The 18,269-nt window shown below is 35.2% G+C and carries 17 protein-coding genes; 8 read left to right on the top strand and 9 right to left on the bottom strand.

Going from position 1 to position 18,269, the window contains the following annotated elements; translation table 11 throughout:
• Positions 1-6 precede the first annotated feature (6 nt).
• Positions 7-618, top strand: a complete 612-nt coding sequence (locus tag DDD_RS02670) for an NUDIX hydrolase (protein WP_041567300.1) — start codon at positions 7-9, stop codon at positions 616-618.
• Here DDD_RS02670 and DDD_RS02665 read toward each other — a convergent pair.
• From DDD_RS02665 to DDD_RS02650, 4 genes are read right to left on the bottom strand one after another with little or no spacing between them, the layout of a single operon-like run.
• On the bottom strand, positions 598-1,425 hold the full coding sequence (locus tag DDD_RS02665; RefSeq protein WP_015361189.1) for a hypothetical protein: 828 nt from the start codon (positions 1,423-1,425) through the stop codon (positions 598-600). The two genes, DDD_RS02670 and DDD_RS02665, sit on opposite strands and share 21 nt — an antisense overlap.
• Positions 1,422-3,176, bottom strand: coding sequence for a M14 family metallopeptidase (locus tag DDD_RS02660; RefSeq protein ID WP_015361188.1), 1,755 nt, complete (start codon positions 3,174-3,176; stop codon positions 1,422-1,424). Before DDD_RS02660 ends, DDD_RS02665 begins: the two co-directional genes overlap by 4 nt.
• 1 nt (position 3,177) lies before the next feature.
• Positions 3,178-3,630 carry a pantetheine-phosphate adenylyltransferase gene (coaD, locus tag DDD_RS02655; protein ID WP_015361187.1) on the bottom strand — a complete coding sequence of 151 codons (453 nt, stop codon included), beginning with the start codon at positions 3,628-3,630 and terminating at the stop codon, positions 3,178-3,180.
• Positions 3,627-4,610: a D-alanine--D-alanine ligase gene (locus DDD_RS02650; protein ID WP_015361186.1), complete on the bottom strand. Its 984-nt coding sequence runs from the start codon at positions 4,608-4,610 to the stop codon at positions 3,627-3,629. The genes coaD and DDD_RS02650 overlap by 4 nt, the downstream gene beginning before the upstream one ends.
• 142 nt (positions 4,611-4,752) lie before the next feature.
• On the opposite strand from DDD_RS02650, the gene DDD_RS02645 reads away from it, so the two are divergent.
• From DDD_RS02645 to DDD_RS02620, 6 genes are all read left to right on the top strand, one after another.
• Positions 4,753-5,337: a PASTA domain-containing protein gene (locus tag DDD_RS02645; protein WP_015361185.1), complete on the top strand. Its 585-nt coding sequence runs from the start codon at positions 4,753-4,755 to the stop codon at positions 5,335-5,337.
• Positions 5,330-6,370, top strand: coding sequence for an RluA family pseudouridine synthase (locus DDD_RS02640; protein ID WP_015361184.1), 1,041 nt, complete (start codon positions 5,330-5,332; stop codon positions 6,368-6,370). Before DDD_RS02645 ends, DDD_RS02640 begins: the two co-directional genes overlap by 8 nt.
• Positions 6,371-6,582: 212 nt before the next feature.
• Positions 6,583-7,344 carry a peroxide stress protein YaaA gene (yaaA, locus tag DDD_RS02635; RefSeq protein ID WP_015361183.1) on the top strand — a complete coding sequence of 254 codons (762 nt, stop codon included), beginning with the start codon at positions 6,583-6,585 and terminating at the stop codon, positions 7,342-7,344.
• 16 nt (positions 7,345-7,360) lie between these two features.
• Complete coding sequence (radC, locus tag DDD_RS02630) at positions 7,361-8,059, top strand: RadC family protein (protein ID WP_015361182.1); 699 nt, start codon at positions 7,361-7,363, stop codon at positions 8,057-8,059.
• The gene (locus tag DDD_RS02625; RefSeq protein ID WP_041566870.1) at positions 8,059-9,372 is read left to right on the top strand and encodes a DUF7033 domain-containing protein; all 1,314 of its coding nucleotides are present in this window, start codon (positions 8,059-8,061) and stop codon (positions 9,370-9,372) included. Before radC ends, DDD_RS02625 begins: the two co-directional genes overlap by 1 nt.
• Positions 9,356-10,054, top strand: a complete 699-nt coding sequence (locus DDD_RS02620; RefSeq protein WP_041566869.1) for a YjjG family noncanonical pyrimidine nucleotidase — start codon at positions 9,356-9,358, stop codon at positions 10,052-10,054. The genes DDD_RS02625 and DDD_RS02620 overlap by 17 nt, the downstream gene beginning before the upstream one ends.
• On the opposite strand, the gene DDD_RS02615 is transcribed toward DDD_RS02620, so the two are convergent.
• Positions 10,036-11,328, bottom strand: a complete 1,293-nt coding sequence (locus DDD_RS02615) for a replication-associated recombination protein A (protein WP_015361179.1) — start codon at positions 11,326-11,328, stop codon at positions 10,036-10,038. The genes DDD_RS02620 and DDD_RS02615 overlap by 19 nt on opposite strands.
• Positions 11,329-11,401: 73 nt before the next feature.
• Here DDD_RS02615 and DDD_RS02610 point away from each other — a divergent pair, with 73 nt between their 5' ends.
• Positions 11,402-12,121, top strand: coding sequence for a rhomboid family intramembrane serine protease (locus DDD_RS02610; RefSeq protein ID WP_015361178.1), 720 nt, complete (start codon positions 11,402-11,404; stop codon positions 12,119-12,121).
• A gap of 27 nt (positions 12,122-12,148) precedes the next feature.
• On the opposite strand, the gene rlmB is transcribed toward DDD_RS02610, so the two are convergent.
• From rlmB to DDD_RS02590, 4 genes are all read right to left on the bottom strand, one after another.
• Complete coding sequence (rlmB, locus tag DDD_RS02605) at positions 12,149-12,880, bottom strand: 23S rRNA (guanosine(2251)-2'-O)-methyltransferase RlmB (protein ID WP_015361177.1); 732 nt, start codon at positions 12,878-12,880, stop codon at positions 12,149-12,151.
• A gap of 93 nt (positions 12,881-12,973) precedes the next feature.
• Positions 12,974-13,720, bottom strand: coding sequence for a hypothetical protein (locus tag DDD_RS02600; RefSeq protein ID WP_015361176.1), 747 nt, complete (start codon positions 13,718-13,720; stop codon positions 12,974-12,976).
• 19 nt (positions 13,721-13,739) lie between these two features.
• A complete protein-coding gene (locus DDD_RS02595) occupies positions 13,740-15,203 on the bottom strand; it encodes a RagB/SusD family nutrient uptake outer membrane protein (RefSeq protein ID WP_015361175.1) in 1,464 nt (487 codons plus the stop codon).
• Between the two features lie 18 nt (positions 15,204-15,221).
• Positions 15,222-18,251 (bottom strand): SusC/RagA family TonB-linked outer membrane protein, encoded by a 3,030-nt coding sequence (locus DDD_RS02590; RefSeq protein ID WP_015361174.1) that lies wholly within the window; start codon positions 18,249-18,251, stop codon positions 15,222-15,224.
• Between the last annotated feature and the right edge of the window lie 18 nt (positions 18,252-18,269).

Here is an 18,269-nt window from a genome sequence, read left to right as displayed (position 1 = left end):
GGACAAATGTATAAAGTTTTTGTGAAAGAGGTCGCCATAATCCTGACCTCTGATAAAAGCAAATTTAAAGATCATCATATCTTCAATATTAAAAAGGTAGATTTTCAAGATCTTATAGAAAAAATAGAAAACAAAGAAATAGAAAACGTTGTTCTATATTCTAAGAGTGAGAAAAAACTTCTGAAAAGGCTCCACAAGCTGGCTCCTATTGTTATTGCTGGTGGTGGGCTTGTGTTAAATCAAAATAATGACTTCTTGTTTATACATCGTAATGGCAAATGGGACTTACCTAAAGGGAAAGAAGAAAAAGGAGAAACCATCGAGGAAACCTCAATCAGAGAAGTAAAAGAGGAGACAGGTGTTAAAAATTTACACATCACAGATTACTTAGGGCATACCTATCATACTTTTTCAAGAAAAGGAAAGGTCAAGCTAAAACTGACGCATTGGTTTATCATGGAAACCGACTCAAACAAAAAGTTGAAACCACAAAAGAAAGAAGGCATCGATAAAGCGGTATGGCTCAATAAAGAAATGGCCACGCTAGCACTTAAAGAATCATACGCTAATATCAGAGAGCTTTTCCCTGACGATATGTTAATCAATCACTCGAGATAGATCTAGATAATGACTCAATTGATATGCGTCTATTTCTATGATAATAGTGTTATTAAGAAATTGAAACTTCTCAGGAAGGTTGACATTTTTAGATAGCCTCAACTTTTTAGTTGTTTCTCCTTTAAAATCAAATGCAAGACCTGAAGTTTCAAAATCTTTTGTGTCAAAAGTGAAAGCAGTGTTACGCACGTAGTCCATAAATTCATTTTTAACTTCTCCGGTAGGAATTTCTGTTACAAGATTAGCAACGGCCTGTTGCAAGTTTGCATTGAAAATAGTCAGAACATCTTGTTTTTTATTCTCTTGGATCACATCGCTTAAATGAATTTCTTTCAAGTCTGGTTTTAAAAAGGTTTTAAGTAGTCGTCCTTTTTCTTTTCCTTCTACGTATTCTAATTCATAACTGATAAATTTATCAGTGTCTGTAATAAAAGAAGTATCTACGCTCAAAAGTCCTTCTTCTTTTTTCTCCTTACACAATATTCTTGCTCTTCTATCCAGAAACATTTCTACAAGAGACTTTAAAGGAGCGTCGCGATTGTAGGTCACGTCTATAAAGTTTTTAGTTATTAATCCTTTAATAGAATTATTAAGAACCAAGTCTGCATCTGTGTTAGAATTGAAAATAGGAATATTAAAAATATACGTGTTCTCATTACAATCCACTTGCCTTTTTAAAACTTCGTGAGGTATAGAATTTGTGACAGTTACATTTACTTGTGGTTTGTCATCTATTTCTATAATTTTTTTATCCTCTTTACAAGAAAGTAGTACGATGCAACTTAAGATTAATGCTATGTTTTTCATTGCTTGTTCCATTTATAAATAGGGTAATTTAAATGCGCAGATTCATAATTAGGACTGCGCTTATGAATCCAATCTAATTGTCGGTAATTATTTTTTCTAAAGTCTTCATCTGCTTTTTTAATGGAGTCAAATTCTTTTTGCAGCGTTTTATTTTCTTCTAAAAGGCTTCTAGCTGTTGCTTCAAAAACATAGGTAGAAAAACCTTCTTTTTGTTGCAAAATAGTGTCAAAATAATTCCATTTAAAAAAGGAATCTTGGCCTGTAGGTTCCAGCGTTTCTAGGATGTATCTTAATCCTGGTTGCTGGGTTGGGATAAGGATATCGCTTTCGCGAAAGCGTAACTCCTCAACATGCTCTTCAACTCTTACATTACTGTGAGGATAGTGACCTTCATAAGCATTATTTGCGGTACGATAGTCGGCTATGCGATATCGAGTAACAGTTAAAGTGGTATCATTTGTCACGAATTCCATCTGGATATTATTGCGTCGCATCAATTCAATAACTTTCCACTGACCTTGAGGTATCACATAATAGTCAGGAATGGAAATGCTATCTGTTCCAGTAAAATGATTTTTATATACTGTTTTTTTAGTAAATGGTTGAGAACGATCATAGGTCATTAAGTCATTTCCTGTCACAGCGCTGGTAGTTGTCACAGCTTCATAACCCATGAAATTCAATGTATCAGCTTTTGCATTATTGAGTTTGTGATTCATTGCATAATACGAGTCATCACTAAAAGATTTAAAAGATTCTGAGCGCACTTTTTTAATAGTTTCTATGTTTTCAGAACCTATAGCAATCATTTCTTCCATAATAGCTTTAGTTCCCATAACTCGATCTTTATAGGGTTTAAGCATATGCGTTTCTACCATCATTCCTAATGTATTCCATAAACTGGTATAACCGGTTGAGTATCTAGGATGATCCATAAATTGAGAGAATCCATTTTCTGGTGAAGAACCCCAGACATTTACATAAGGTGTGATAGGTAAATTTCTTTTTTCTAATCTCGTTTCTAGTTCAGGTTGTAGTTGATCATGTAAATAGTTACCTGCTTCGTGTCCTAGTTTATCATGCTGTGTAAATAAATGGGTAAGTGTGTATTGATAATCTGCTCCATTGCTTACATGATTATCGATAAAAATGTCTGGATTTATCTGGTGATAGATGTCATAAAAGGCAAGAACGTTATGGGAGTCTGCCTTTATAAAATCTCTATTGAGATCGTAGTTGCGAGCATTACCTCTAAAGCCATATGATTCTGGACCATTTTGATTAGTTCTTGTAGAAGTGTTGCGATTTAAAGCACCTCCTACATTATAAACAGCAATGGCACTGAAAATTAAGTTTTCTGGAGCGTCTATGTTACCTACAGCTAGATCTCTCATTAACATCATAGTGGCGTCTATTCCATCGCTTTCGCCAGGATGAATACCATTGTTAATGAGAATTTTGATTTTATCTTCATTGACGCTGTTCCAGTCAATTGAATTTTTAGAATAGCTGATAAGGTGTAGCGGTTTACCGCTATCAGTAGATCCTATTTCTTCCATTTCAACACTAGAGAACTCAGCACTCAAGTCTTCGTAGAAAGATATAACTTCTTCATAGGTAGCGGTCTGATTACCATTACCCTTTTCAAACGGTGTTACAAATTCTTTTGTTTCTTGAGTTTGTTCTTCTTGAGTTTTCTGGCCACAAGAGCACAAAAGAAATACAAGAGCAATTGATAGATAATTCTTCATATTATATTCTTACAGAATTAGGTACTAAACTAGTGTAGTCTCCATTATTTCTAATGACATCTCTTACAATGGATGATGAGATATAACTTTTGCCAGAGCTAGTAAGTAAAAATACTGTTTCAATCTCAGATAGTTTTCTATTAGTATGTGCAATGGCTTTTTCAAACTCAAAATCGGCAGGATTGCGCAAGCCTCTTAATATAAAAGCGGCGTCTTGTTCTTTACAAAAGTCGATAGTGAGACCAGAATAAGTCATAACTTTAATTTTGACATCGCTGCCAAATGACTCTTCAATAAATCGCTTGCGTTCTTCAAGAGAAAACATGTACTTCTTATCGGCATTTATACCTATTGCAATAATTATTTCATCAAAAAGTCCTAAACCTCTTTCTATAATATCGTAATGTCCCAAAGTTATAGGGTCAAAACTTCCAGGAAAAACAGCTCTTTTCATGATGTGTGTTGTTTAATAGTATTTTCAATGATATCTGTAAGCACTTCTGTGAGCTTTAAGTGGGATGCCTTTATTTGTTGCGGTATAATACTTTCTTTGCTCATTCCAGGGTTTGTATTTATTTCAATGAAATGAGGTGTTCCTTTATGAAAAATAAAGTCAGCTCTTGCGAGGCCTTTCAGTTTTAATACCTGATAAATACGTCTTGTAATTTCTTGAACGACTATTTTATTTTCTTCTTTAATACGCGCTGGAGTTATTTCTTGAGACTTACCTTCATACTTTGCTTCATAATCAAAGAAATCATTTTCACTCACTATTTCAGTAGGTAAAAGTACATGAATCTTATCGTCTATTTGATAGGCTCCAACTGATACTTCTACGCCGTCTAAGAAGGATTCTATAATTATTTCTTCATCTACCGCAAAGGCCACTTCTAGAGCAGCTTCCATTTCTTTAACTCGATACACTTTAGAAACGCCAAAACTGCTACCACTTCTATTAGCTTTTACAAATAAAGGTAGCCCTATGTTACGGGCAATTAATTCAGCATCGATAGTGTCACCTTTATTAATGTACAAATGGTTTCCAGTAGTTATGTTCCAAGGCTTTAAAACTGCGATACAGTCTCTTTTATTAAAAGTAATCGCACTTTGATAGGAATCACATGAAGTTTGAGGGATATTTAATAATTCAAGATAAGCCTGTAGCTTTCCATCTTCTCCTGGTGTTCCATGAATGGTATTGTAACAACAGTCAAATAAAATATGCTCGTTTTCTATCTTTAAACTAAAATCATTTTTATTGATCTCAAATCGTTGTGACTTTTCATTTAAGTAGTACCATCCTTCTTTCAATATGTGAATAGGGTAGACCTTATAAAGGTCCTTGTTAAGATGCTGAGCGATCACGGCTCCACTTTTAAGGGATATTTCCCACTCGTGAGAATAGCCACCCATTAATACTGCGATGTTTTTCATTGATTTGGTTTTCGCGCAAGCGTCCACAACAAAGTTAAAAAAGTTGTCGTTCTAAGAAGGTATTCTATCCGTATCTTTGTTGCATTATTAACAATTGGAGAAAAATACGCTTATTTTAGCCTTTTAAAATCAACAAATCCCTATGAATTTCTTCAGATTCATTTTTACCAAAACATTTTGGATTCAGGTAGTAATTGCTGCTTTAGTTACCGTTGTGCTTTGTTTTGCTTATCTGTTCTGGTTAGACTGGTACACAAACCACGACCAAAAGATAGAAGTTCCTGACTTAGAAAAACTGACTTTAACAGAGGTTAGAGAACAGTTAAAAGATTTAGATTTACGCAGTAAAATTATAGATAGTACGAGTTATAATCCAGCGTTTAAACCTCGAACAGTAATTGAACAAGATCCACTTGCTGGAAAATTTGTTAAAGAAAACCGTCAGATTTACATTAAAGTAAATGCCTCCGGATACGAGAAAGTACTCGTGCCTAATCTTATTTATAAGACTAAAAGACTAGCCATTCCTACATTAGAAGCATTAGGGTTTAAAATAGGTGAGATTACCTATAAACCTAACATTGCTGAAAACACCGTTCTAGAAATGCGTTATAAAAACAAAAAATTAGAGCCAGGAACTCAGTTACGCAAAACCTCTACCATAGACCTTGTTCTTGCAGACGGTAAAAATCCATCTGCTCGTATAGATGTAAGTGATAATGAATAAAGAAATAGACCACGAAGATTTAGAAGATCAAGGAAAACACGAGCATTATCAATTTACTGCTGGCAGTGGACAAGATCCATTGCGTGTGGATAAATACCTCATGAATTTTATTGAGAATGCAACACGTTCAAAAATACAGCAAGGGATAAAAGAAGGAGCAGTTACTGTAAATGGAGAAATAGTAAAATCTAATTATAAGGTGAAGCCTCATGATGATATACGAGTGTCATTTGATCATCCACCTCATGAATCACTTCTAATTGCTGAAGATATTCCTCTAGATATCGTGTATGAAGACGACCACCTTGTGGTTGTAAATAAGCCTGCAGGAATGGTAGTGCATCCTGGACATGGTAATTACTCTGGTACGTTGATAAACGCTCTTATTCATCATTTTGAAAATTTACCGAACAATTCTAGTAATAGACCTGGACTTGTTCATAGAATTGATAAAGATACGAGTGGCCTTTTAGTAGTGGCCAAAACGGAAGAGGCAATGGCCTATTTATCGGCTCAATTTGCTGCCAAAACCAGTGAAAGAGAGTATATCGCAATAGTTTGGGGTAATTTCACAGAGAAATCAGGAACTGTAGAAGGTAATATCGGGCGTCATCCTAAGAATAGATTACAAAATACGGTATGGTTAGATGATGAGGCCTACAAAGGCAAGCCTGCGGTGACTCATTACACGGTTACAGAAGATTTAGGTTATGTTTCAGTCATAAGCTGTCGACTAGAAACTGGGCGCACGCATCAGATACGTGTTCATATGAAATATATAGGTCATACCTTATTTAACGATGAGCGATATGGCGGTGATAGAATTCTCAAAGGAACTAACTTTACAAAGTACAAACAGTTTGTAGACAACTGTTTCAAGGTTTTGCCTCGTCAGGCGTTGCATGCTAGAACACTAGGTTTTGAGCATCCGCACACAAAAGAATGGATGAGTTTTACCAGCGTTGTTCCTCAGGATATGGTAGAATGTATTGAAAAGTGGCGCGTTTATGCAGAGAATTCTAAAGATATGTAGTGTGAAGTAGGTTTTTATACCGCTTTCGCGAAAGCGGAATTACAACCATCACAATAAAATATTTCAAGCAGATTAGTTTTCTAAGATCTTTTAAGTTGATGGAACGATCTTGACTGCATCGATAAATTTCATAGTTGTATAGAGAACTTAACTAGATTTTGAGAATTGTAATCTATTCTAGATAGTATTTTTACTATTCAAATTTCTTAGTTATGAAAATCTTACTTTCACCAGCAAAATCATTAGATTATGAAACTAAATTGCCTACTTCAAGAGGTACGCAATCTCTATTTTCAGAAGATGCGATCAAGATCAATGCAAAACTGGAGCGTATGAGTAAAAAGGAAGTCGGAGAGCTCATGCATATTTCTGATAAACTCGCCGATTTAAATTACCAGCGTTATAAAGAGTTTGAAGAGGATTTCACTAAAGAAAACGCACGTCCCGCCATTTATGCTTTTGCAGGAGATGTTTATACTGGTTTTGATGCTTATAGTCTCGACACAGATTATTTAGACTTTGCACAAGACTCACTTCGCATTTTATCAGGTATGTATGGTTATTTAAGACCCTTAGATTTACTACAGCCATATCGATTAGAGATGGGTACGTCTTTGCCTATAGAGAGAAATAAAAATCTTTATGAATACTGGAAGGACAAAGTGACACCAAGATTAAATAAGGAGATCGATAAAGATGAATTACTAGTCAATCTAGCAAGTAATGAATATTTCAAGGTGATCGATAAAAAAAATCAGGAAGGAAAATTAATTACTCCTGTATTTAAAGATTACAAAAATGGAAAGCTTAAAGTTATTTCATTTTTTGCCAAAAAAGCCAGAGGTAGTATGGCAAGATATCTTGTAGAGAATAAAATCGATTCTTTAGATGGTATCAAAAACTTTGCTGTAGACGATTATAAATTTTCAGAAAGCGAAACCGTTAAGGAAAATGAGCCTGTTTTTGTGAGATAAACTTTATCTTTAGTCTATGGATGAAGATCATGCTCATTTTTCTATTAAGGAGTGGTCGTTAAATGACAGGCCACGAGAGAAATTACTTCATAAAGGAAGTTCCTCACTATCAGAAGCAGAGTTGATTGCTATTTTGATAGGTAGTGGGACTCGTAAAATGAGTGCTGTAGATTTAAGCCGTATCATCGTAAATGATGCTGGAAATTCTTTGGATACTTTAGGTAAAAAAAGTCTCAAAGATTTAATGAAATATAAAGGAATAGGTGAGGCAAAGGCTATTACTATCGCCGCTGCACTAGAATTAGGTAAGCGCAGAGCAATGGAAATGCCAGTAGAGCTTCCTAAGATCACCTCTTCTAATGATGCCTTTAGAATAATGCAGCCTATTTTAGGAGAATTGCCTCACGAAGAATTTTGGGTAATGTTACTCGATAACAGCCATAAAGTCTTAGAAAAGAAAAATATAAGTATAGGTGGTATTACAGGAACTCTCGTAGACACTCGGTTGGTCTTTAAAAAAGCGATCGAGGCAGGTGCTGTAGCCATGGTACTCTCTCATAATCACCCTAGTGGCAATTTAAAACCAAGTATGCAGGACAAAGCGCTCACCATAAAATTAGTGGAAGCAGGAAAATTACTAGACATAAAAGTACTCGATCACTTGATCATAACACAACAAGGTTTTTACAGCTTTGCAGACGAAGGACTGATCTAATGATATTAATTTATTGTTCTCATATCACCTCTCGTAAAGAGTATATCTTTAAACATATATTCAAGCGACTGATGTTGCAAGATTTCAAGTTCACCTCAGATGTAAGTGAGTTTGTTAGTCATTCTGGTGTTAAATTTAGTTATGGATCAAAACCACTAGGAGAGGAGCTGTTTATATGGTCTCAAGGTTTACTCGATGAAAGCGGCATCGATGATTATGAGATCGAATATCATAAATGGGAAGATCTTCCAGTATTTTTTAAAGCGCCTGGTAATAGCACAATTCCATTTGATATTTTTGCTGCTTCTTTCTACTTATTATCTAGGTATGAAGAATATTTACCACAAGTTAAGGATGATTTAGGTCGTTACAGCGCAAAAGAAAGTGTAGCAGTAAAAGGCAATTTTATTATGATGCCTTTGGTGGATTTATGGGTAAGAAAATTTTTAATTCTTATTAATCGCAGCTTTGACGTGAGCCTTAAAAGAGAACAGAAATTCAATACAACGGTAGCAATTGAAGTTTCTTCTTTTTATAAATATACAAGTCGTGGTATTATTGATAATGTTTTAATGCTGTGGCAACATTTAAGGAGATTTAAATTAAGACACTTCGTCCAGCAAATTTTAGTTCTTTTTGGAATTAAAACTGACCCTTATGATAACTATGAACGATTAATAGAGATTATAAGATCAAAATGGAGCTATAAAAGAAAGTCTATTGTCTCTAAAGACGATATGATTTTTTTCTTTCACTTAGGCAGCTACAATCGTATGGATAATGGAACGGTTTATAGATATAGAGAGTATAGAGAATCCATCAAGAAAATAGGGGATTATGTGGACATAGGTTTACGGTATTCTTTCTATTGCAACGATAAAGAGCTGAAATCTCAAAGTAAAAAGTATGAGGAGATCTCTAATAGGCCTTTGAGAAAAACTATGGCAGCTTATTCAAAAATTGTTACTCCTGGACATTATAAACGTCTTGTAGAAACTGAAAAGTTAGAAGATTATAGTATGGGTTATGAAACGATGCCAGGCTTTAGAGCAAGTACGAGTCATCCATTTTATTTCTATGACTTAGATTATGAGGTTCAAACTCCTTTACTAATTCATCCTTACGCATTGCATTATAAGAGTATCTCAGGAAACATGCTCAACGGACAAAAACAAATTGTGCGACAGTTAAAACAAAGAGTGATTGAAGTTTCTGGTTCTTTTATTGTGATGTTTGATTATAGTCAATTTGAAAAAGGTTTAAAGAGTCACGCGACTACACTACTAGAATACATTTATGAAAAAGAAATTTAATAACATTAAACATATATTTTTTGATTTAGATCATACATTGTGGGATTTTGATCTCAATAGTAAGCTAGCGTATAAGCAAATATTTGAGGAATATGCTATCGAACTAGATTTAAATCATTTTATATCAATTTATGAACCTTTAAACCTTCAATTCTGGAGAATGTTTAGGGAAAATAAAATCTCTAAAGAGGATTTACGTTATCAAAGGCTTAAGACTGCTTTTGACGCATGTGATTATTTTGTAGAAGATGCAAAAATTAATCTCTTTGCAGATTTATACATCAAGTACTTACCTAATTACAATAACTTATTTGAAGGATGTATAGAAATGCTGGATTCGCTCCAAGACAAGTTTAAACTACATTTGATTACCAACGGATTTAACGGAGTTCAACAAGATAAAGTCAAAAACTCTGGTCTAGATAAATATTTTGATGTGGTTCTTACAGCAGAAACTGCAGGTGTAAAAAAACCTGATTCTAAAATATTTTATCAGGCGCTAGAATTGGCCGGTGCATCAAAAGAAGAAAGCCTTATGATAGGAGATAGTTATGAAGCTGATATCAAAGGAGCGCAAAATGTAGGGATTGCTACTATATGGTTTCACATTACTGATCAAGATATACCCAGTAACGAGGTTGTAGTTCATCAATTAAAAGAAATTCAGCCATTGTTGTTATAGTTATAATGATCTTTCCATCTTTTCTGTAGAAAGTCTTTTTGAGATTGTTCTCTAGGATTATTGCCAGGCTCGTAAATTTTGGTTTGACTTAATTCTGTTGGTAAAAAATCATAGAATGCAAAATTCCCAGAATAATCATGGGCGTATTTATATTCATCACCATAACCTAGTTCCTTCATGAGCTTTGTAGGAGCATTTCTCAAGCCTAATGGCACAGATAGATCACCAGTTTCTTTTACTATGCGTTGAGCATTTCCTATAGCCAGATAGCTCGCGTTGCTTTTTAATGAAGTAGCTAGGTAAATAGCACACTGGCTCAAGATAATTCTTGATTCAGGATAGCCTATGGTAGAAACAGCTTGAAAGGTATTATTTGCCATGATTAGGGCAGTAGGGTTTGCGTTCCCAATATCTTCAGATGCAAGAATAAGCATTCTACGCGCTATAAATTTTAAGTCCTCGCCACCTTCTATCATGCGAGCCAGCCAGTATACAGCCGCATTAGGATCGCTTCCTCTTATGGACTTTATAAATGCACTGATGATGTCATAATGCTGCTCTCCAGTTTTATCATATCGAGCTGGATTTGCTTGCACTTGAGATAAGACAAGTTTATTAGTTATTTCAACCTCTGACCCTTCTATAGAATTTACCACAAGTTCAAATACGTTTAATAACTTACGGGCATCACCACCACTTATACGTATTAACGCATCTGTTTCGGTTATTTTAATATCCTTTTCTGACAAGGTTTTATCAATTCTGATGGCTCTTTTCAATAGATTTTCTAAATCCGCTTTCGCGAAAGCTTCTAAAACATACACCTGACAGCGTGAAAGTAGTGCTGGAATAACTTCAAAGCTTGGGTTTTCTGTGGTGGCACCTATCAATGTGACCCAACCTTTTTCTACAGCCCCTAACAAAGAATCTTGCTGTGATTTACTAAAACGATGGATCTCATCTATGAAGAGTATAGGGTTTTTTGCGGTGAATAATCCTCCAGCGCTTTTTGCTTTATCAATAACTTCACGTATATCTTTCACGCCACTGTTAATAGCACTTAAGGTATAAAAAGGTCTTTTACTTTCTTGTGCGATAATATTAGCAAGTGTAGTCTTTCCAGTTCCTGGAGGTCCCCATAAAATAAGTGAAGGTGTGGTTCCATTAAGTATATGTTGTCTCAATGTACCTTGATCACCTACGAGGTGAGATTGGCTTAAGTATTCTTGTAAATTATTAGGCCTGATACGCTCGGCAAGTGGTATTTGTTGCATTTTACAAAATTAGAGCTTCTTAGGATGATGTACAATTAAGAATTGTGCATTGTTCGTTAATTGTCACGACACCATGGCAGTAAATCTAAATGGTCTTTTTATTGATATTGTTGTAAAGATGAAAGATTCAGAATATTTCAAATTTGATGCTATTACAATAGTTCCTGCGATTGCTTTTGTATTTACAATGTGGCTGGTGTATTGGTTAGAAATTAAATTCCATTTTAGATTTACAGATAATGGTATTAGACCAGATAAATTATCAGGCTTGCAAGGTGTGTTATTTGGACCATTTATTCATTCTGGATTAAAGCATCTTTGGAGCAACACTTTACCATGTATCATCTTGATAACAGCTCTAGTTTACTTTTATAGAAACATATCGACAAGAGTCTTGTTAATCGGAATTCTTGTTACTGGAGTTTTAACATGGTTTATAGGAAGACCTTCTTATCATATAGGAGCGAGCGGTGTGGTGTACATGCTTGCTGCCTTCTTATTTTTCAAAGGCGTTTTTACGGGACATTATAAAATGCTCGCGCTGACTTTTCTTGTCGCTTTTTTTTATGGTAGTCTGGTATGGTATGTATTGCCCATTGAAGAAGGAATTTCTTGGGAAGGGCATTTAAGCGGTGCGATTGCAGGAGTTCTTCTTGCTCTATTGACTCCAAACAAACTGCCTGAAAAAAGAAAGTTCCAATGGGAATTAGATCATTACAGTGAGGAAGATGATCCTTTTATGCGTCATTTTGATGCTGACGGTAATTTCATAGAACTAGATGAGGAAGAGTAATTGTAAAAGGAATGATGTCATTTCACATTATAATCGCTGGCGTAAAGTTTCATACAACATAGCTCCACAAGCTACTGATACATTTAATGACGCTATATCTCCTCGCATAGGAAGTTTAACTTTGTGATCTAGTATTTTTAGAGTAGAAGGATTGATTCCTTTTTCCTCGCTACCCATAACTATAGCCATCGGTTGGTTTAAATCGATGTCATATATCAAGTCATCAGCTTTCTCATTTGCTCCAGCGGTTTTTATTCCATAAGCTTGCATCAGGAATACAGCATCTTTAATATGGTTAACTTTACAAATGGGTATATTAAAAACAGCTCCTACACTAGTTTTTACAGTAGCTGCATTTACTGGTGCACTGCCTTTTTCTGAAATAACGATAGCGGTAACTCCTGTGCATTCTGCTGTTCTTATGATAGCCCCAAAATTTCTAACATCTGTGACACCGTCTAATAGCAGAAATAAAGGCTTGCTCTCTCCATCTATATTTTCCAGAATTTGTTCTAAGCTATGGAATTGAATAGGAGAGATGCTAGCAACTGCTCCTTGATGATTCCCTCGAGCGAGATGGTTTAACTTTTCAATCGGTACGTAAGAAGTTGTGATGTTATTCTTTCTTGCAATGTTTTTCAATTGCTGCATTAAAACGCCATCACCGTCTTTTAACAAGTAGACCTTAGATATTTCTTTCTCACTTTCTATGGCCTCTATTATAGCTCTGATCCCGTAGATAAAAGTCGTTTTTTCCATGTTGTAAAGGTAGTTTTATTTATTTGAGTTTTGAGCATAAAAAAGCCCAAGCATAGGCTTGGGCTTTTAAAATTAATTGAGATCAATATTTAACTATTGATTCACACAAAATTGTCTAGTTTGTGAAGCACCAAATGCGCCACCACCACTTGCAAATGTTAGAATAGAACAAGTGATAGTATAATCACCAGTATTATTTTGATCTACTTGACCATCACCATAAGAATCAGTGATAGTAGCAGTGTAACAACCATCGGCTAAAAAGATATCCTCAGTATACGTTTGAACACCTCTTGATAGAGCCGGCATTGTGTAAACTACATTACCAGTAGCGTCATCAGTGATAAAGAAACCAGTCTCTTCAGCAAAAGTATCTGTATTGATGGTAAATGTTGCATCGTTACAAACAACTTGTTTGAAGTATTCTATCTCCAAAATAGTACCAAAGATATCAGTACTATCGCTAGTTGCTCTAATACTAAAAGTATCTGTTTCACCATCGCCTAAGTTAATAGCTCCAAAGTCAAAATTCACAGAAGCTGTTCCATCTAAAGAATTTGCAGGGACAGTTATTGTTCCTAAAGAAACTCCGCCACCAGTAGGAGCATCTCCTACATATTCTAGTCCAAAAGTTCTAGTTTCAGTCGACGAATTTGTAATTACTACAGGAAATGTTTCTGTAATTCCAGTAGTTGGAACAGAAACTTGAGCAAATGTCTCATTTAGGCCTACAGCAACACCGTCATACGTATTAAGTACTTCATGTTCTAAAGGATCAGCATCACAACTTATAAAAACTGTGGCTACCAAAGCCATCCATATTATTAAATATTTTTTCATCTTTTTAAATTTTTAATTATTAGTAACCTCTGTTTTGTACAAGGTTTAAATTCTCCAATAACCAGCTTTGTTGAAGTGGTAATTGAAATCTGAAATCTCCTGCTGGTAATGTTTGCTCAGGAAGAACTACACCAGTACCATCTGCTAAATGTCCATTTCCAGATCGTACAACTCCTACTGTATAAGAAGAAGGAATACCACTTACACCTTGAAGTCTTTTAATAGTAAACCATCGGTCACTTGATTCAAACGCTAATTCTTTTCTTCTTTCTAACATGATAGCATCAAATAAAGCATCACCAGTTTCTCCGCCTGTGAATGAAGAATATCTTGCATTTCTAAGAATGTCAAGAGTTGCTAAAGCACTTGCTTCAGATACTGATGTGTCTAAATATTGAGCTTCTGCTAGGTTAAGAATAACTTCTTCTACTCTTAAGTAACGACCGTTATTTAAACCTTGTTGTTGAGAACCTTGGATATACTTATTCACGGCGATCCAATTATTTTGAATCACGAAGTAAGCTGCTATTCTTTCTGGTTCAGTAGCTTGATCATATAAGTCGTAGAAAGCTTTGTCAGCATTATATTCTGTTACAAGATTAGTACCAGCTCCTTGACTAAAGTTAGTATCTAATAGTTCATCACCAATAATAAATGGCAATTCAAATAATACACCTGCTGAATTTGCAGTTGTCCATAAACCACCTAGTTCAGATGCCTGAGCAGGACTTACAGTACTTACAACTGGCTGAGCAAATTGTATTACTCTTTGGTAGTTACCTTGATGTAAAGCAACACGACTAATTATACCACGAACTACATTCAAATCAAACCTAGTTTTGTCACTAGCGTTTGCAGATCCTATTAAAGAAATAGCTGAATCTAAATCTGCATTTATTAGGTCATACGTTTCTTGAACAGTCGCAACTCTACTCGGTGAACCTGTTGGATCAAAAGATAATGGGTAAGCAACACCAATTGATTGGTTTGAATTAGCAGACTGTGTAGGTATTTCACTATAAAGACGTGCAACATCAAAAAGTAATGATGCTCTTAAGGCTAATGCCTCTCCTCTAATTTGGTCTTTAACTGTTCCATCTTCTAGATTATCTAGGTTATCAAGTATAAGATTTACTCTTGCAACCGAAATATAGGCTTGGTTATAAAGTACAGTAGGAGTCGTGTTATCATTATATTGCCAGTTATGGCTTCTAAAGTTACTTCTACGCCCATCAGGATTTGATATAAGATTATCTGCTAGCAGGTCTCCAGTTATGATAAAGTCTCCAGATGCCCCAGACCCACCGTAGTAGCCTACGGTTTTCATTCGGCTATATACACCTCTCAGTGCAGAGTTAAACTCTTCTTCTGTTTGAAAGAAGTTTTCAATTACGATACTATCAGGATCTTCCTGAAAGATATCTTCGTCGTCGCATGCACTAAACATAAGTGCAATTAGCAATAGTTTAAATATATTTTTCATTTCTTATTATTTTTTTTATTAAAATCTAAAGTCTACTCCAAAACTCCAAGATTGAACTTGCGGATAGTTGTTAATGTAAACAGCACCATTAATGGTTGCAGCGTTTTCACTAGAACCTACACCAACCTCTGGATTCCCTTCAAAGTTAGACCATATAGCTAGGTTTTGTCCTTGTGCATAAACTCTAAGAGATTTTACACCTGTTTTACCCAGTTGATCCTCGTTGAATGTATAACCTAAAGTTAGGTTTCTGAATGCTAAATAAGATCCATCTTGTAAAAACTGAGTTGTACCAGTTTCAATACCAGCGGTAGTTGGTCTTGCTAATACGTTTGTATCTCCCGGTTGTCTCCAGAAATTTGAAGCACCTACAAATCTGTTACTTTGCCATTGTGAAGCATCGTACATATTAGCTGCTTGTAAATTATAGATATAGTTACCATAAGTATAGTTGAAATTAGTTGCAAGATCAAAACCTTTGTAATCAGCTCTGAATCCAAATCCTCCATAAAGTGATGGAAGAGGTGATTTATCTTCGATAGCTACTGCATTTTGAGCACTAAATATGTTAGTTAGATCACCATTTGCATCTAAATACAACGCCTCCCCATTTGCTGGGTTAACTCCTGCATAACGAACTAAATAATGTGTAAAAGGCTCAAGTCCTTCTCTTGCGATAACTTGTCCACCAGCATATCCTGTAAATTCTTCTTCAACAGCTAATGATGTAATTTCTGCATCAATAAAGGTTGCATTTCCAAATACGGTAAGATTTAAACCTTCTGGGTCACGAAGAATATCATAACTCAAGTCAATTTCTACACCTTGAACACGACTGTCTCCAAAGTTGTTGAAACCTGTAAAGCTTCCAGCCTCTTCTGAGAAATCATCTTGAAATATAAAGTCTTTACGTGTGTCTTGAAATAAATCAACTTTACCGCGTAATCTCGATCCTTGTAATAATTGGAAAGCTAGTCCAACATTTATCTTCTCATTAGTTTCCCATGTTACATCTGGGTTTGCAATAGTTGTGCTAGGTATAGCAGCATTATCAAAACCATAAGAACCAGCAGTACTTATTGTTGTAAAGTTTGAGTATAAACCTAATACACTATCATCTCCTAATGTACCATATGATCCTGTTAAAACTAATCCTTTTACAAAATCAACATCTTCCATAAAGCTCTCCTTGTGAATGTTCCATGATCCAGAAGCTCCAAAGAAGGTACCATATTGATTGTTAAAACCAGTTCTTGAAGAACCATCGCGTCTTACATAACCATTAAAAGAATATTTATTATCATAAGTATAGTTTACAACTCCTAATAAACCTGTTCTCGTCACCCTGCTTCTATCTGTAAAACCATCTTGTGTTATTAAAGATGCTAAATTCTGAGTGTTCTGAAAGTTATTTGGGAATCCTTGACTACTTAAAGATATTCTGTAAAAATTCTCACTTTGGTATTCTGATGCTGCTGTAACTTTTATGTCATGAACACCAAAAGATTTTCCATAAGTAATTTCATTTCTCCAGTTGTAATCTAAATCGTCAATAGAGTTATCATTTTTAGTTCCACCTGGGTTACCGATAAATTGATTCAGTCTTGCAGCTGGTCTTAAAAAGTTTTCAGATTGTCTTCTGTCATATACAGCACCAAATTGAGTTCTTACCTTTAAGTTGTCTTGGATGAAATATTCTGCAAATCCAGAACCAAATAAACGTAAATTCCTCACTTGTTGTTGAGTATTAAGTACTTCATCTAATGCTTGGTAGTTTACAAGACCATTTAATGGACCGTTTACACCACCAGGACTAATTATTTGATTTCCGTCGGCGTCAGTTATAAATAAAGTCTCATAAGGGTTATTTCTCAATTCAGATTGAAAAATAGATTGTACATTGTTTCTATCTCTAGGATCATCTCTTTCTGAGTAAGAACCATTTACTGTATAACCAATATTAAACTTCTTAGTTACATTAACATCACTTTTGAAAGATGCTGAGATTCTTTCAAAACCACGATATCCTCTAACTATACCTTCGTCGTTATCATATCCTAATGAAAAACGGTTTCTTGCAGTTTCAGTACCATTTGTTATAGAAAAGTTATAAGATTCAGTAATACCTGTCTCATAATATTCATCTCCCCAATTAGTATTGGTAGCAGCAGCAGCATCTATTTCTGCTGGCGTTAACGACCTTCCTAGACCAATAGGGTTTCCTGCGGCATTAGTGATACCAGAAAGTTCATTCTCAAATTCTAATTTTTGACGTGAATTCATTAAATCAACTCTGATAGGGAATCTTTCTGTAAAACCATATCTAGTATTGAAGTTAATTTCACTCTTTCCTGATTTAGCAGATTTAGTTGTAATTACAACAACACCATTTGCACCACGACTACCATAAAGAGCAGTTTGAGATGCATCTGTCAATACTTGAAGAGATGCTATGTTGTTAGAGTTAATTGCAGGAACGTCTACAGCGTTCATATATGTTCCATCAACAACGTATAATGGATTTTGCAATCCAGCAGATGGGCTAAATGCACCTCTTACATTTACGTTTGCTGACGCTCCAGGAGCTGGTGAATTTGCAACAACATTTACACCAGACATTTGACCTTGCATTGCGCGGTCAATTGACACTGGTCCTACTGTAGCGGCAAGTTCTTGAGTTCCCATGGAGGAAACTCCATTTTCTCTCTCTTCACCTACGTCAAACACACTACCTGTAATAACAATCTCAGCGAGTGAGTTATTTTGCATATTTACATTAATGCTCGTTTGATTTCCTACAAGAATTTCTTGTGTATCGTAACCTGTGTAAGAGATTACTAAGGTGTCTTCTGGACTGGCTTGTATGGTAAAATTACCATTAAAGTCAGTTGACGCAAACGTCGAAGTACCTTTGATTAACACAGTCGCTCCAATAATCTCGTCCCCATCGGGACCAGTTACCTTACCGGTAACAGTTTGCTGTGCAAAAGCTACTTGCACAACTAACGCTAGTAAAAGCGTCAAAATTCCATTTAATTTTGTTTTCATGTTTAGATTTATTTGAAT

The organism is Nonlabens dokdonensis DSW-6, from assembly GCF_000332115.1.
GTDB classification, from domain to species: domain Bacteria; phylum Bacteroidota; class Bacteroidia; order Flavobacteriales; family Flavobacteriaceae; genus Nonlabens; species Nonlabens dokdonensis.
This window is presented reverse-complemented; position numbering and strand designations above follow the sequence as displayed.

What these genes read in the sequence shown, in the direction of transcription:
- DDD_RS02650 (WP_015361186.1), bottom strand. Translation starts at nt 4,610, where the DNA reads ATGAAAAACATCGCAGTATTAATGGGTGGCTATTCTCACGAGTGGGAA.
- DDD_RS02670 (WP_041567300.1), top strand. Translation starts at nt 7, where the DNA reads ATGTATAAAGTTTTTGTGAAAGAGGTCGCCATAATCCTGACCTCTGAT.
- DDD_RS02625 (WP_041566870.1), top strand. Translation starts at nt 8,059, where the DNA reads ATGATATTAATTTATTGTTCTCATATCACCTCTCGTAAAGAGTATATC.
- DDD_RS02600 (WP_015361176.1), bottom strand. Translation starts at nt 13,720, where the DNA reads ATGAAAAAATATTTAATAATATGGATGGCTTTGGTAGCCACAGTTTTT.
- DDD_RS02620 (WP_041566869.1), top strand. Translation starts at nt 9,356, where the DNA reads ATGAAAAAGAAATTTAATAACATTAAACATATATTTTTTGATTTAGAT.
- rlmB (WP_015361177.1), bottom strand. Translation starts at nt 12,880, where the DNA reads ATGGAAAAAACGACTTTTATCTACGGGATCAGAGCTATAATAGAGGCC.
- DDD_RS02645 (WP_015361185.1), top strand. Translation starts at nt 4,753, where the DNA reads ATGAATTTCTTCAGATTCATTTTTACCAAAACATTTTGGATTCAGGTA.
- radC (WP_015361182.1), top strand. Translation starts at nt 7,361, where the DNA reads ATGGATGAAGATCATGCTCATTTTTCTATTAAGGAGTGGTCGTTAAAT.
- DDD_RS02615 (WP_015361179.1), bottom strand. Translation starts at nt 11,328, where the DNA reads ATGCAACAAATACCACTTGCCGAGCGTATCAGGCCTAATAATTTACAA.
- yaaA (WP_015361183.1), top strand. Translation starts at nt 6,583, where the DNA reads ATGAAAATCTTACTTTCACCAGCAAAATCATTAGATTATGAAACTAAA.
- DDD_RS02590 (WP_015361174.1), bottom strand. Translation starts at nt 18,251, where the DNA reads ATGAAAACAAAATTAAATGGAATTTTGACGCTTTTACTAGCGTTAGTT.
- DDD_RS02660 (WP_015361188.1), bottom strand. Translation starts at nt 3,176, where the DNA reads ATGAAGAATTATCTATCAATTGCTCTTGTATTTCTTTTGTGCTCTTGT.
- coaD (WP_015361187.1), bottom strand. Translation starts at nt 3,630, where the DNA reads ATGAAAAGAGCTGTTTTTCCTGGAAGTTTTGACCCTATAACTTTGGGA.
- DDD_RS02640 (WP_015361184.1), top strand. Translation starts at nt 5,330, where the DNA reads ATGAATAAAGAAATAGACCACGAAGATTTAGAAGATCAAGGAAAACAC.
- DDD_RS02665 (WP_015361189.1), bottom strand. Translation starts at nt 1,425, where the DNA reads ATGAAAAACATAGCATTAATCTTAAGTTGCATCGTACTACTTTCTTGT.
- DDD_RS02595 (WP_015361175.1), bottom strand. Translation starts at nt 15,203, where the DNA reads ATGAAAAATATATTTAAACTATTGCTAATTGCACTTATGTTTAGTGCA.
- DDD_RS02610 (WP_015361178.1), top strand. Translation starts at nt 11,402, where the DNA reads ATGGCAGTAAATCTAAATGGTCTTTTTATTGATATTGTTGTAAAGATG.